General features: G+C 74.0%; 12 protein-coding genes and 1 pseudogene. 6 read left to right on the top strand and 7 right to left on the bottom strand.

Annotation, left to right across the window (positions count from 1 at the left end; all coding sequences use genetic code 11):
• Positions 1–14 precede the first annotated feature (14 nt).
• The 3 genes and pseudogenes from ACZ38L_RS16260 to ACZ38L_RS16250 all read right to left on the bottom strand — a co-directional run bounded on the left by ACZ38L_RS16260 (position 15) and on the right by ACZ38L_RS16250 (position 5,035).
• Positions 15–977, bottom strand: a complete 963-nt coding sequence (locus tag ACZ38L_RS16260) for a hypothetical protein (RefSeq protein WP_465693426.1) — start codon at positions 975–977, stop codon at positions 15–17.
• Positions 978–1,441: 464 nt separating this feature from the next.
• Positions 1,442–1,753: pseudogene (locus tag ACZ38L_RS16255) on the bottom strand (alcohol dehydrogenase catalytic domain-containing protein); the annotation flags it as partial.
• A gap of 36 nt (positions 1,754–1,789) precedes the next feature.
• Entirely contained in the window at positions 1,790–5,035 is a 3,246-nt protein-coding gene (locus tag ACZ38L_RS16250; protein WP_465693423.1) for a bifunctional cytochrome P450/NADPH--P450 reductase, read from the bottom strand.
• A gap of 183 nt (positions 5,036–5,218) precedes the next feature.
• On the opposite strand from ACZ38L_RS16250, the gene ACZ38L_RS16245 reads away from it, so the two are divergent.
• Together ACZ38L_RS16245 and ACZ38L_RS16240 are read left to right on the top strand one after the other, a co-directional pair.
• Entirely contained in the window at positions 5,219–5,917 is a 699-nt protein-coding gene (locus ACZ38L_RS16245; RefSeq protein ID WP_465693420.1) for a PAS domain-containing protein, read from the top strand.
• 144 nt (positions 5,918–6,061) lie between these two features.
• Entirely contained in the window at positions 6,062–6,295 is a 234-nt protein-coding gene (locus tag ACZ38L_RS16240) for a hypothetical protein (RefSeq protein WP_465693418.1), read from the top strand.
• A gap of 78 nt (positions 6,296–6,373) precedes the next feature.
• Here ACZ38L_RS16240 and ACZ38L_RS16235 read toward each other — a convergent pair whose 3' ends face one another.
• Positions 6,374–7,018: a cyclase gene (locus tag ACZ38L_RS16235; RefSeq protein WP_465693416.1), complete on the bottom strand. Its 645-nt coding sequence runs from the start codon at positions 7,016–7,018 to the stop codon at positions 6,374–6,376.
• 267 nt (positions 7,019–7,285) lie between these two features.
• Here ACZ38L_RS16235 and ACZ38L_RS16230 point away from each other — a divergent pair, with 267 nt between their 5' ends.
• Positions 7,286–8,593 carry a cytochrome P450 gene (locus ACZ38L_RS16230; protein ID WP_465693413.1) on the top strand — a complete coding sequence of 436 codons (1,308 nt, stop codon included), beginning with the start codon at positions 7,286–7,288 and terminating at the stop codon, positions 8,591–8,593.
• A gap of 14 nt (positions 8,594–8,607) precedes the next feature.
• Here ACZ38L_RS16230 and ACZ38L_RS16225 read toward each other — a convergent pair whose 3' ends face one another.
• Positions 8,608–9,687 (bottom strand): serine hydrolase domain-containing protein, encoded by a 1,080-nt coding sequence (locus ACZ38L_RS16225; protein WP_465693411.1) that lies wholly within the window; start codon positions 9,685–9,687, stop codon positions 8,608–8,610.
• Between the two features lie 177 nt (positions 9,688–9,864).
• The gene (locus ACZ38L_RS16220) at positions 9,865–10,941 is read right to left on the bottom strand and encodes a cation diffusion facilitator family transporter (protein ID WP_465693409.1); all 1,077 of its coding nucleotides are present in this window, start codon (positions 10,939–10,941) and stop codon (positions 9,865–9,867) included.
• A 336-nt stretch (positions 10,942–11,277) separates the two neighbouring features.
• On the opposite strand from ACZ38L_RS16220, the gene ACZ38L_RS16215 reads away from it, so the two are divergent.
• From ACZ38L_RS16215 to ACZ38L_RS16205, 3 genes are read left to right on the top strand one after another with little or no spacing between them, the layout of a single operon-like run.
• Positions 11,278–11,706 (top strand): hypothetical protein, encoded by a 429-nt coding sequence (locus ACZ38L_RS16215; protein ID WP_465693406.1) that lies wholly within the window; start codon positions 11,278–11,280, stop codon positions 11,704–11,706.
• A complete protein-coding gene (locus tag ACZ38L_RS16210; RefSeq protein ID WP_465693404.1) occupies positions 11,703–11,933 on the top strand; it encodes a helix-turn-helix transcriptional regulator in 231 nt (76 codons plus the stop codon). Before ACZ38L_RS16215 ends, ACZ38L_RS16210 begins: the two co-directional genes overlap by 4 nt.
• Positions 11,930–12,925 carry an NAD(P)-dependent alcohol dehydrogenase gene (locus ACZ38L_RS16205; protein ID WP_465693401.1) on the top strand — a complete coding sequence of 332 codons (996 nt, stop codon included), beginning with the start codon at positions 11,930–11,932 and terminating at the stop codon, positions 12,923–12,925. The genes ACZ38L_RS16210 and ACZ38L_RS16205 overlap by 4 nt, the downstream gene beginning before the upstream one ends.
• Before the next feature lie 127 nt (positions 12,926–13,052).
• Here ACZ38L_RS16205 and ACZ38L_RS16200 read toward each other — a convergent pair whose 3' ends face one another.
• Positions 13,053–14,015, bottom strand: coding sequence for an NAD-dependent epimerase/dehydratase family protein (locus tag ACZ38L_RS16200; protein ID WP_465693399.1), 963 nt, complete (start codon positions 14,013–14,015; stop codon positions 13,053–13,055).
• Positions 14,016–14,022: the final 7 nt, after the last annotated feature.

Here is a 14,022-nt window from a genome sequence, read left to right as displayed (position 1 = left end):
GGGGGCCGGGGGTGTTACGCCTTGCCCCAGGTCCCGCTCTGCCACAGGGCGCCGCCCGTGCTGGGCCCGCCGTTCTGCTGGTAGACGACGACGTTGCCGTCGTCCTGCGCCTTGGCGTAGGCGCCGGGGCTGTTCCAGGTGCGGGTGGACCAGATGATCTGGTTGTTGCCGTAGATGTCCAGACCGCCTTGGCTGTCCATCACGGCGACCATGCCCGGGTGGTTCCAGGTGCCGGTGCTCCACAGCGCGGCGCCGTCGCTCTTGCGGTAGAGCACCAGGTTGCCGTCGGCCTGCATGACCAGCCAGGTCGTGTTCGACTCCACCCAGGTTCCGCCCGGCAGGCCGGTGTTGGAGGCCAGGGTGTCCGACGGGTTGTCGGTGTACTGGCCGTTGGCCTGGGTCGGCACGAAGCCGGTCCTGGTCTGCCAGAGCGGCTGGGTGGCCGAGTCGTTGCCGAGCATCAGGTCACCGTCGACCAGCGCGGCGTACACGCCGGAGTGGCCCCAGGTCCCGCTGTTCCACAGGGCGCCGCCCGTGGTGGCGCCGCCGCCCTGGCGGTACAGGACGAAGTTGCCGTCGTTCTGCATCACGGCGTACGCGCCGTTGTTGCCGTAGGTGTTGGTGCCCCACAGCGGAAGGACGTGCTGGCCGGTGGGACCGACCAGGTAGAGCACCAGGTTGCCGTCCGTCTGCATGACCAGGCTGGTGTCACCGCTGGTCATGTTCTGACCCGGCTGCAGCGACTGCCCCGGGTTCAGGAAGACGGGCGCCGCCGCGACGCCGGAGGCGGCCGGTGCCGCGTTGGAGCGCGCGTGCTGGCGCGGCGTCGACCGCGTCGGGGCCTTCGCCGCCGCGGCCCGTGCCGCGGCAGCCGCCGGTGCCGGCGCCGGCGCGGCCACGGCCGCGGGTGCGGCGGTGGCCAGCGCGGTGGCGCCGATCAGGAACACGGCGGCACGCTTGAGCATGCGATTGCGCATGTCAGGTAATCCCCCTCAGATGAGTAGTGCGACTTTCATACACTCGCGCGGACCGTTCGTTGACGGCGGGGCATCACTCGCACGAGTATTCGGGTCACGTGCGGTATGCCCAGGTCAGAGCGGACGGCGTCGCCGGCGAGCGCTTGGTCGATCGGTAGTTGCCGAGCCTCGAAGACCCCCCGGCGTCCCCCTGTCGCCGCTTCCCCCGCCCGGCACCGCCCAAGCTTCGTGGCCCGCCGTCGCGACGGCAAGGCATTATCGCGCCCGGGATCCGGCCGGCCGCTGATCGCCCGTCACGGCGCCGCTGGGGGATGGGGATCAGGCGGATCGGGTCGCCGTTCTTCTGTTCCAGTTGGGCGACCGCGTCGGCGGCGTCGGCCAGCGGGATGTGGGCGGTGATCGAGGGGGCGAGGTCGAGGCGGCCGGTGGAGGCCAGGCGGATGAGCTGGTCGACTGCGGCGGCGCAGGCAGTTGGCGCAGCGTCCGCAGGACTGGCCGGTCTGCAGGGCGACCCGGGTGTCCACCGTCCAGCTCCCGGCCAGGTCGGGGCCCAGGGTGTGGATGGTGCCGGCGACCTCGTGCCCGAGGGTGACGGCGGCTCCGGTGGCGTGGGAGGGGGTGAGGCTGGAGTCGATCAGGTGGACGTCGGAGAGGCACACTCCGGCGGCCTTGACCTCGATGAGCACCTCCCCCGGTCCGGGGACCGGTACCGGGACCTCCTCGACGGCGAAGCGCCGCGGGTCGAGGTGGAGACGGCCGGCGAGCATGGTGTCCATGGGGTACCTCGTGCGTTCTCGAAGGGGGTTGGGGGGTCAGCCGCCGTAGACGTCCTCGACGTAGCGGCCCTGGGCGATCAGGGTCCGCAGCCAGTCCTGGGCGTCCGCGTGGTCGGTGCCCGGGGTGCGCTCGCGGTACAGGCCCTGGAAGGCCTCGCGCACCCCCGGGGCCATCCGGGCGCCGTCGCCGCAGACGTAGACGTGGGCGCCGGCGTTCAGCAGCTGCCAGACGGTGTCGGCCTCGGCGGTGATGCGGTCCTGGACGAAGCGTCGGCCGGCCTCGGGGGCCTGACTGAAGGCCGGGCGCAGCGAGACGGCGCCGGCCCGCTCGGCGGCGTGCAGTTCGTGGGCGTGCAGGAAGTCGGCGTCGGGGGCGTCGCAGCCGAAGTAGCACAGCGCGGGGGCGAGCGGGGTGGCCGCGGTGGCGAGGTGGGCGCGGCGGTCCGCGATGGCGCCGCGGAAGGGGGCCAGTCCGGTGCCGGCGGCGATCATGATGACGGGGGTGTCGGCGGTGTGGTCGATGCGGAAGGCCTCGCGGCAGGGCTGGATCCGGGCGAGCACGGTGTCGCCGGGCTTCAGGGTGCTCAGGTGGGTGGAGCCGGTGCCGTGGAAGGTGCCGCGTCCGGAGCGGGCGGGGGCCTGGAGCACGGAGACCATGAGGTCGACGTGGTGGGGGTCGGTGGCCGGGGAGGAGGAGATGGAGTAGTGCCGGGGGCGGATCGCGGGCAGCAGGTCCAGCAGGACCGGCCAGGTGAGGGTCTCGCGCAGGGCGGGGTGGTCCTCGATGACGTCGAGCAGGCTGCGGTGGTCGTCCTCGCGCGCTTGCTCGGCGAGGGTGGTCAGGTCGGCTCGCTCGGGCGGGCAGGGGTTGAGCGCGGCCAGCGTGCGCAGCTGCCCGGCCGTGGGACGGTCCTGCAACTCGACGTGATGGGTGAGGAGTTGACGTATCGTCAGGGGCCGGTCGACGGCGAGGGCGCCGGGGCGCGGGCGGGTGGCGGCGATGTTGAGGACGGTGTCGAGGTCGGCGCGCAGCAGGCGGGCGGCGCGCTCGACCAGGGCGGGGCTGTTGGCGGGGAGCACGGTGAGGTGGTCGCCGGTGCGGTAGCCGGTGCCCTCGGGCAGGGCGAGACGGACCAGGCGCTTGACGCGCGGATAGTCGGGGCGGGTGAGGGTGTCGGTGTGGGTGACGGTCATGGCCGTCATGCCGTGCCGGGCGGCGAGGGCGTCCAGCGGCTGGCCGGTGACCTCGGTGACGGTGTAGCCGGGGCCGTCCTGCCCGGCGGGCGCTCCCGCGCTGGCGGGGTCGCCGTACTGGGCCAGCAGGGCGGTGCGCAGGGCGGCGGTGAAGTCCTTGACGGCGCCGGTCAGGTCGCCGGAGGCGTCCGCCTCGGCGCGCGGGAGCAGGCGGGTGGCGCCGAGCGCGGCGAGGCGCTCGTCGATCAGGGTGGGGACGCGCTGGTAGGTGGCGGACCAGTTGCGGTCGCCGACGCCGAGGACGGCGTAGCGCACGCCGGTGGCGGCACCCGGCTCGGCTTCCTGGAGCCACTGGACGAAGGCGGCGGCGTCGTCGGTGGGCCGGCCGTTGTAGGAGGCGGCGGTGATGACGACGGGCCGGTCGGTGGGCAGGGCGGCGCGGTGGTCGTTGAGCGGGGCGGTGGCCGGCTCGCAGCCCAGGTCGGCCGTGGCGTCGGCGAGCCCGGCGGTGAAGGCGCGGCAGGTGCCGTAGTTGGAGCCGTGCAGCAGCAGGACTGCGGTGCCCTGGTGGACCCGGGTGGGCCGGGCGTCGTCGGCGCCGGCGGCTGTCGTGCCGGCGGTGGCCGGGGTGGGCGCGGCGGTGGCGGGCAGGGCGGCGCGGTTCGCGGCGCGGTCGTGGGGGGTGCGCGGGAGCAGGGTGAGGGTGAAGCCGTCCGGCTTGATGGTCAGCGACTGCTTGAGCGTCAACCGGTAGTCGGCGTGGTCGATCAGCCGATAGCGTTGGACCAGCATGGCCAGCAGCATCGTTGCCTCGTGCAGCGCGAACTGGCGGCCGATGCAGGCGCGTTCGCCGGTGCCGAACGGTTTGAAGGCGTGCGGGGAGCGGGCCGCCTCCGCCTCGGGGGCGAACCGGGCGGGGTCGAACAGCTCGGGGTTGTCGCCCCAGGCCGGGTCGCGGTGCAGCATCGTGGTCAGCACGCCGACGCTCTGGCCGGCGCGTAGCGGGATGCGCCCGCCGAGCAGGGTGTCCTGGCGGGCCTGGCGGGCGAAGCCGGGGGCGGTGGGCCACAGGCGCAGGGTCTCGTTGAGGACCTGGCGGGTGTAGCGCAGCTGGCCGACGTCCTCGAAGGTGGGTTCGACGTCGGTGGCGTCCCCCCACAGCTGGTCCACCTCGCGTTGGAGCAGGCGCAGGGCGGTGGGGTGCTCGGTCAGGTGGTGCAGGGCGAAGGCGAGGGTGCCGGAGGTGGTCTCGTGGCCGGCGATCAGGAAGGTGATCACCTGGTTGCGGATGTTCTCCAGGTCCAGGGTGCTGCCGTCGCCCGGGTGCCTGGCGGTGAGCATCAGGCCGAGCAGGTCCTGCGGCTGCCCGGTCCGGGTGGCCCCGGCGCTGGTGCGGCGGGCGATGACCTCGTCGACCACGGCGGCCAGGTGGGCGGCGTCCGCGCGCATCGCCTCGTCGCGTTCGGTGTGGTCGAGGCCGGGGGTGCGGGACAGCCGGGTCATCGCCCACTCCAGGCAGCGGACCATGGCGCTGACGAACGGGTGCGGCTCGGTGCGTTCGAAGGAGCCGAAGTCGAAGCCGAAGCCGGCCAGCCCGATGGTGTCCAGGGTCATCCGGGTCATGTCCTCGGCCACCTCGACGGGGGTGCCGGTGGCGGCGCGGTGGTCCCAGGAGGTGATCAGGCGGCGGGCGACCCGCAGCATCACGGGGTGGTAGGTGCGCATCGAGCCGAGCGCGAAGGCCGGCATCAGGATGTCGTGGGCTCTGGCCCAGTTGGGTTCGTCGTTGTAGGCGGTGAACAGGCCGTCGCCGGTGAACTCCCGGACGTTCTCCAGCGCCGGGCCGACCGCCTTGGTGAACCGCTGCTCGTCGGCCAGCTCGGTGACCAGGTCCAGGCTGCTGACGAAGAGGGTGTCGTGGCCGTGCATGCGCTGCACGAAGGCCGGGCCGTGGCGGCGGGCCAGCTCCATGTGGCGCAGGGTGGGGGTGGCGGTCGGGCCGGCGGTGGAGAGGTCGATGACGGGGACGTCGCCGGCGAGGGTGACACGGTCGGCGTCGGGCCGCGGCACGAGCAGGGTCTCGGTCATGGGTGAGTTGCCCTCCGGATGGCGGGTTCGGCAGTGCCGCCGCCCGGGTGCGGGCGGTTGTCTCCACCCTGGCGCGGCGACCGGGTCATACGGGCGCCCGGTCCTACATGATTGTGTAGTGACCTCGGGTGCGCCGATCTTGCGCGGGCCGATGGCGCGGGTGTAGGCGGACGGGAGCACGGCATGGACTCTGGTGGCATGGACTCCTCCGGCGTGGCCGGCGGCCCGCCGGATCGTGATCAGGCGGTGGTCTGGCGCAACTGGGCGCTGCTCCTGTTCGACCGGCTGCCGATACCGACCGCGCTGTGCGACGCCCACGGGACGATCCTGCTGGCCAACCCGGCGATGGCCGCCGAGTGGGGCACTCTGCCCGGGCGGCTGGCCGGTCGCAGGGCGCTGGACCTCTTCCGCCCGAAGACCGCCGCCCGGCTCGATCCGATCGCCGACGCGGTCCGGCACCACCGCAGGTCGCGGTATCCGATCGAGGTGTCCTGGCACGCGGGCGGCGACGTGGAGCGGCACGGGGAGATGACCGTCGACCTGGTCAGCGACACGCCGGACGCCCTGCCCCACCTGCTCCTGCTGCTGCGGGTGCGGGACGAGGAGCCCGCCGCGCCCGCACCGCAGAAGGGTGCCGGGGTGCGGGTGAGCGCGGTGGAGGCGCGGATCCTGGCCCTGGCGGCGGGCGGCGCCACGACCGCGCGGATCGCGGCGGGGGTGGGCCTGACCGTGGACGGGGTCAACTACCACCTGGGGCGGCTGTCGCGGCGCTGGGGAACGGCGAACCGCACGGCCCTGGTGGCGCGGGCGTACGTGACGGGTGTCCTCGCGCCGGGCGTCTGGCCGCCAGAACCCGGCGGGACGGCGCCGGAGGCACCCTGAGGCGCGGCCTGGGGGGGCGGCCTAGGGTGCGGCCTGGGGGGCGGCCGGGGGGCGGCCCGCGGCCCGCTGCGGCGAGCCCACGTGACCACGGCTCGCGCCGGCAGTTGAATCGGCCCGGCAACCGTTCCTACCTGCGGAGACCTGATGCGCACCGTCATCCGACTCACCGTCACCGGCGCCCTGCTCGGCGCGGTCACCCTGGCCGCCGTCACGGCGGCCGTCGCGGCGAACACCGCCGCCTCGCTCCCGGCGATCTCCACGGCCCCGTCGGGCCCGTCCGCCCATCAGAGCGTTCCGGTCGGGGCGATCACCGACGTCGGCGACCTGACCAAGGTCGCCTACCTGGGCCCCGAACTCACCGGCTTCCTCGGGCGCTGACCACCGTCGCCGAACGCACCGTCACCGCGACCACTTCGGCGGCCCACCACCCTGGGCCGCCGGGGGCCGAAGCCCCGGTCAGCTGACGGTGGTCGTGCTGAGGGTCTGGCTGGAGGCGGGGTAGCACGTGGTGGGGACGTTGACGGTGAAGAACGCGACGGGGACGGTCGCGGTGAAGGTCAGCCCGGGGTCCGTGTAGCTGGTGCCGCCGAGCGTGGTCTGCACGGTGCTGCCGGACGCGCCGGCCTGCAGGTTCAGGGTGAGCGCGGGCAGCGTGAACGTGCTGCCGCCGGCGACCGAACTGTTCACCGTGATCACGACGTCGTTGCCGTTGACCGCGACGCTCGTGCCGCTGGGGTCGATGCCGGAGCCGCCCGAGGCCGACTCGCCGAGCAGGGTGGCGTTCGCGGGGATCGGGATGGTGAGTTGGATGTCGTTGATGGACTGGATGCTGTACCCGCTCACCGTGGTGGGGACGGTGAGCGCGTCGGGGGCGAGCGTGATGGAGAACTGGCTGCCGGCCGCCACCGAGTCCGGCGCGGTGGCGTCGACCCCGGCGTTGAGGTCGAAGGTCTGCGCGGAGCCGATCGGCGGCGTCGCCTGGCACGAGAAGTCGACGGCCGTGTCGGCCGCCGACGCGGGAGTCGCGCACAGCCCGGCCGCGATCGCCAGCCCGCCGGCCAGCACGATCGGAGCACGCCTGAGGAGGGGCGTCTTTCTCATCTAACTCTCCTGATTTTCCTGGGAGTTGGGACCTCAGCCCGGCCTTTCCCCGGCCATGCCAAGGGGTTTCAGGATGAGTGCCGCCCTTGATGACAACAAGCCTTGAAGCCACGGGACTTGAGAACGTTTTCAGCCATTCTCGGCACACTTCCCACGTCCCTGCCGTTCACGTGATAGAGGCCCCGCGGACAGCACACCGCAAGATCCGCGGCACGGCCCCGATACACTCCGTTGACAGCGAACTGACCCTCCGCCAGGAGTACGCACGTGGCCACGGCAACCTCCCGCACCACCCCTCCCCCGCCGCCCGAGCTCGACCCCTGCGCCATCCGGCGGTGGCGCGAGGAGGGCGGCGAGTTGATCGACCTGCTCACCCGGGCACGGGCGCTCGGCGGGGTCAGTACCCTGCGGCTCGGCCCCACCCCGACCGTGCTGGTCACCGACCCGGGCGCGATCCAGCACGTCCTCGCCCAGCACGCGGACCGCTACGTCAAGCGCTCGCACCGGCTGCGTGCCCTGCTCGGCGACGGGGTGCTGTCCGCCAGCGGCGAGCCCTGGAAGAAGCAACGCCGCTTTCTGCAGGCCCACTTCACCGGCCAGGGGATCCGCCGCTTCGACCAGCAGATGCAGGACGCGGCCCGGCGGACCGCCGAGCGCTGGGCGCACGCCGCGCGCACCGGCCAGGTCCGCGACATCGGCGAGGACCTGCGGTTCTTCTCCCTCGACACCATCTGGCGCTCGCTGACCGGGCACCAGGTGGACGAGGACACCTACCGTCGACTCCAGGTCACCGACACGGTGTTCGCCGCCCTGCCGCCCTTTCCCCCGGCGAACGCCGGCCCGCAGCCCGACCTGACCGCCGGCCTGGCCGAGATCGACGCGGTCGCCGCGGGTGCGGTCGCCGACGCCCGTGACAACCCGCCGGGGCCGGACGGCCCGGGCCTGCTGCGCACCCTGCTGGCCGCCGCGGCCGAGCACCCCGAGTACACCGAGCGGCTGATCCGCGACGAACTGGTCACCCTGCTGGTCGCCGGCTACGAGACCACGGCGACCACCCTGAGCTGGCTGTACCTGCTGCTCGCCGAGCACCCCGAGCAGCGCGCCTGGGCCCTGGCGGCCGGCCCGGCGGGTTCACCGGCGCGCGCCGAGGCCGTGCGGGCACTGATCAGCGAGACCCTGCGGCTCTACCCGGCGGCCTGGCTGATGCCCCGCTACGCCACCGAGGACGACACCCTCGCCGGCCACCGCGTCGAGGCCGGCAGCTCCATCCTCACCTGCCCCTACCTGACCCACCGCGACCCGCTGCTGTGGCCCGACCCCGACCACTTCCGCCCCCGGCGCTTCCTCGGCACCGACCACCGCCCCACCCAGCCCGGCGCCTACTACCCCTTCGGCATCGGCCCACGCGCCTGCCTGGGCATGCAGTTCGCCCTGCGGGAGATGACCGTCCTGCTCGACCACCTGCTGCCCGCCTTCACACCGGCCCTGCGAACCACCGTCCCCGCCAGGGCCGTCTTCGCCATCACCGTCCACCCCGACGGCCCCATCCCGGCCACCATCACCACCGAACCCTGAACCGCCGATCCGCGTCACCGGCCCACGGGCCGGTCACGGGTCAAGGTGGCCGCGCTGAACGCCAGCCCCCGGAAGGCGTTCCGGATGCCGGTGAGGGGCTGGCGGTCGCGGGTGTGGAAGACCTTGTTGGTCAGCAGGACCGCCCAACGACGTTGCCCGGGTGAGACCCACATGCCGGTGCCGGTGAAGCCGTAGTGCGCCCAGATGCCATCGGCGGGGTCGGTGCCGGGCGCCGGGTGCCAGAACAGGCCACGGGCCGGCTCCAGTTGGCCGGTGTGGACGGTCAGGGACTCCTCGGTCCAGGCGGGGCCGAAGGCGGCCCGGGTGGCCGCGGTGGTGGGGGCGAGGAGGTGGCGCAGGAAGCGGGCCAGGTCGTCGGCGGTCGAGAAGACGCCGGCGATGCCGCAGACGCCGCCGAGCAGGCGGGCGGAGACGTCGTGGACGGTGCCCTTGAGGTGGCGGCCGGTGTCCTGGTCGAGTTCGGTGGGCGCGCAGCGGGCGGCCAGGTCGGCGGGCAGCGGACCGAAGCGGGTGGCGTCCATGCCGAGCGGCGACCAGATCCGCGTGGTGGCGAGTCGGTCGAGTGGTTGGCCGGTGAGGTGTTCGGCGAGGTAGCCGAGGACGAGCGCGGCCCGGTCGGTGTACTCGACGGCTTCACCCGGCGGGCGGTGCAGGGCCTCCCGCAGGACACCCGCCCGGATGGCGGCGGGGTCGGTGCCGTAGAGCTCCTTCAGCTGGGCGCGCAGTGGGACGCCGGCGGTGTGGGTGAGCAGGTTCCGTGCGGTGACCCGGCCCAGGGGGTGGCCGGCCACCTCGGGCCAGAAGTCGCCGAGCGGTTCGTCGAGCGGGAGCCGGCCGGTCTCCCAAAGGGTGCCGACGGTCGACCAGACGGCCACGATCTTGGTGAGGCTGGCGACGTCGAAGACGGCGTCCGTCGGCATCGGCAGCCGCGGCCCGGTGGGGTCGAGGACGCCCACGGTGCCGCCTGCCCGGGTGCCGGCGGCGTCGCCGACGGCCCACACGGCACCGGGGTAGACGTGGTCGCGGGCGCCGTCGGCCAGGAGCCGGTGGATACGGTCGGCGTCGGGTGTCAACTGGTCACCTCCGAGGAGACCCCGGCTTCAGCCGTCGAAACGCCGGCCGGATGGGCGAGGGAGTACGCCACGCGTGTCCTGCCCGTCCGTGACCGCGGGCATCCCCGCGCACCCGGGCCGCTCTTCCCCACCACCCCCCTTTGCCGCGCTCCCCGGTCAGCGGTGGACGTGGTGGCTTCAGCGGTGGACGTGGTGGCTGAGGACGGCGTGCGGGTCGGGGCCGCCGGGGGTGGTGACGTGCGGGTCGGTGTGGACGGTGGCGGCGGTGAGGCGGGGCACGGCGTGGATGAGGGCGTGCTCGGCGTTGACGGCGATGGCGTGGGCCTGGAGGACGGTCAGCCGCGGGTCGACCACGATGTCGGTCTCGGCGCGCAGCACGTGGCCGATCCAGCGCATCCGTACCCGGCCGATGTGCCGGACGCCCGCGACGGCGCGCAGGGCGGTCTCCGCCCTGTCGACCAGCACCGGGTCGACGCAGTCCATCAGCCGGCGGTAGACCTCGCGGGCGGCGCCCCCCAGCACCCGCAGGATCGCGGCGGTGATCAGCAGGCCCACGATCGGGTCGGCGGCCCGCCAGCCCAGTGCCGCGCCGCCGGCGCCCAGCAGCACGGCGAGGGAGGTGAAGCCGTCGGTGCGGGCGTGCAGGCCGTCGGCCACCAGGGCGGCGGAGCCGATCCGGCGGCCGGTGCGGATGCGGCGGCGGGCCACCCACTCGTTGCCGACGAACCCGGCGACGGCGGCCACCGCGACCGCCCACGGGTGGGTGATGTCGCGCGGGTCGAGCAGCCGGTCGACGGCCTGGTGGGCGGCCAGCGCACAGGAGGCGGCGATGGTCAGCACGATGGCGATGCCGGCCAGGTCCTCGGCCCGGCCGTAGCCGTAGGTGTAACGGCGGTTGGCCGCCCGCCGGCCCAGGACGAACGCGATGCCCAGCGGCACCGCGGTCAGCGCGTCGGCCGCGTTGTGGATGGTGTCGCCGAGCAGCGCGACCGAACCGGACAGCGCGACCACCGTCGCCTGGATCACCGTGGTGGCCCCGAGGACGCCCAGCGACAGCCACAGGGTGCGCATGCCCTCACGGGAGGTCTCCACCGCGGAGTCGACCTTGTCCATGGCCTCGTGGCCGTGCGGGGTGACCAGGTGCGCGAGCCGGTGGCGCAGCCGCGCCCACCGGCCCTGGTCGTGGTGGCGGTGCTGGTCGCGGGTGTGGTCGCCGTGGTCGTGCCGGTGGTGGGTGCGGGTCTGCTCGCTCACGGTGCGTCGCGCCTCTCGGGCTCGGGCCGGCCGGTCCCCCTCACCATTGTGTGCATACGAGCGCACGCATGCATCCATGAGCTGCGCCCGGCCCGCGGACGGCGACGGCCGGCGCGCCACCGGCATCGAGGGCGGGCGCGGTGCGGCGGCGCGCGCTTCCCCATCTGCGCACGATCGCGTTCCCCCTTCCCCGCCGGTCGGGACGCCGTGGGGCTCGACCGGTTCACCGCTCCCCCGGCTCCCGCCGGCAAGGCCGGTGAAGTACAGAAAACTTGACACGATGTCGAGTCTGCTCAACACTTCCGATGTCACGTTTTCTTGACATGGGGAGTGGGAGTGGCCTTCGCGGAGAAGCGTGCCTGGATCATGGTCCTGGTCACGGTCACGTCGTACGCGGTGTACCTGGCCGTCGTCCTGGGGCGGCCGGGGGGCGTGCCGCTGGCCCGGGCGCCCTACGCGTCCGCGCTGGTGTGGACGGTCGGCGCGGCGGTCGGCGCGGCGGTCGTGCTGCACGTCGTGGTGGCGGCGCTGTCGGGCGAGGACGCGGGTGCCGAGGACCAGCGCGACCGGGAAATCCATCGGTTCGGCACGTACGTCGGGCAGTCGTTCGTGGTGGTCGGCGGCGTGGCCGGGCTCGTCCTGGCGATGGCCGGCCTCGGTCAGTTCTGGATCGCCAACGCGATCTACCTGGCGTTCGTCCTGTCCGCGCTGCTCGGCTCCGCGGCGAAGATCGTCGCCTACCGGCTGGGCTTCTGCCCGTGGTGAGGCCGACCAGGGTCACCAACACGATCCGCGCCCTGCGGTTCGCCAACGGCGAGATGACCCAGGCCGAACTCGCCCGTCGGGTCGGGGTGACCCGTCAGACCGTCATCGCCATCGAGCAGGGCCGTTACTCGCCCTCGCTGGAGATGGCCTTCCAGATCGCCCGCGTGTTCGCCGTTCCGCTCGACGACGTGTTCCAGTACCCCGAGCCCGAGGGAGAGACCCCGTGAAGGCCATCGTCCACGACAGCTACGGACCGCCCTCGGTGCTGCGCCTCGAGGAGGTCGAGCAGCCGGTGCCCGGCCGTGGCGAGGTGCTCGTACGGGTCCACGCCTCCGCCGTCGACCAGGGCGTCTGGCACCTCACCGCGGGTCTGCCGTATCCGATCCGCGCCACGCCCTACGGCCTGCGCGGGCGCCGGGCCCGAGTGCGGGGCGCGGACGTGGCGGGGGTCGTGGAGGCGGTCGGCCCGCAGGCCACCCGCTTCCGGCCGGGCGAGGAGGTGTACGGCAGCTGCGAAGGGGCGTTCGCCGAGTACGCGTGCGCCCAGGAGGACCGGCTGGCCCGGAAACCGGGCAACCTCGGTTTCGAACAGGCGGCCGCCGTCCCGGTCTCCGGGGTGACCGCGCTCCAGGCCCTGCGCGACGGCGGGCGGCTGCGGGCCGGGCAGAGCGTCCTGGTCATCGGCGCGGCGGGCGGCGTGGGCAGCTTCGCCGTGCAGCTGGCCAAGGCCTACGGCGCGCACGTCACCGGCGTCTGCGGCACCGCCAAGGTGGACCTGGTCCGCTCCCTCGGCGCGGACCGCGTCCTCGACTACACCCGCGAGGAGCCCACCGACGGCCGGCGCCGCTACGACCTGATCCTCGACATCGCCGGCAACCGCCCGCTGTCCCGGCTGCGCCGCGTCCTCGCCCCGCGCGGGACCCTGGTCATCGTCGGCGGCGAGGGCGGCGGCCGGTGGATCGGCGGCCTCGACCGGCAGCTGCGGGCGCTCCTGCTGTCCCCGTTCGTCGGCCAGCGGCTGCGTGTGCTCGCCTCCCGGCAGCACCACGGTGACCTGCGGCTCCTCGCGGAGCTCATCGAGGCCGGCTCGGTGACCCCCGCCGTCGACCGCGCCTACCCACTGGCCGACGTCCCCGAAGCCGTCCGCCACCTGCGGGAGGGCCGTGTCCGCGGCAAGCTCGTCATCCGGGTGCGCGAGGGGGTGTCCGGGCCGGCCTGAGGCCCCGTCCTCCAGGTCAGCGGCGCGGCCCGGCCTCGGTGCCCGCGGTGGGCGGGCGCTCGTCCTCGGTGCCCCGCTCGTCGTGGGCGGTGAATCCCCCCGGCGGGGGTGGTGGACGACCCGCGTGTCACCGCGCGAGCAGGGCCTGTTCCTGCTGTGGGGTGAAGCCCCTGGTCAGGGGCGGTTCACCGCGGGCGCGGTCCCAGGCCAGCACGTCGGCCGCCGTCACCTCCAGCGAGGTGGCGGGCAGGCCCGCCGCCCGGGCGCGGGCCGAACTGCGCTGCTGGGAAGGCCAGTTGGTGCGCACCAGCGGGAACAGCGGGGGCAGTTGCCCGGGTGGCGGCGAGACCGGCACGATCTCGACCCGGCTGCCCGCCACCCGCGCGCAGGTCTCGATCAGGTCCCCGAGCGTGGTCGGCTCGGCCGGTCCCACCGCGTGGAACGCGCCGCTCCGGTCGTCGACGAGCAGTTGCACCACCAGGCGGGCCAGGTCACGGGAGTCGATGATCTGCACCGGCTGCTCGGGGTCGGCGGGCAGTGCCACCCGCCCGCCGCGCGCGGCCCGGCGCACCCAGTAGGTGAACATGTCGGAGGGGTCGTGCGGGCCGGCCACCTTTCCCGGGCGCACGATCGTGGCGCGCGAGCCGTAGCGGGCCAGCACGTCGTCCTCGCAGGCCACCTTGGCCGGGCCGTAGGTGTCGTCGTCGAGGTCCGCGGTGCGTCGGACGTGCCGGACGGGGGCGCGGCGCGGGGTGGACTCGTCCGATCCCGGCGCCACGCCCGTGCGTTGGTAGACGGCGTGGCTGGAGATGAACAGGTAGCGGCCGACCCGCTCCCCCAGCGCGTCCATCGCCCGCCCGACCTGCTGCGGCAGGTAGCCGCTGACGTCCACCACGGCGTCCCAGCTGCCGTCGCGCAGTGCGGTGTGGTCGCCGGTGTCGCGATCGCCGACGAGCCGGCGCAGGCCGGGGAACAGGTCGGTGCCGGTCCTGCCGCGGCCGAACAGGGCGACCTCGGCGCCGGCGTGCAGGGCGTCCTCGACGATGGCGCGGCCGACGAATGAGGTGCCGCCAAGTACCAGGATCCGCATGGCGGTT

Source organism: Kitasatospora sp. NPDC024654 (assembly GCF_055559155.1).
This window is presented reverse-complemented; position numbering and strand designations above follow the sequence as displayed.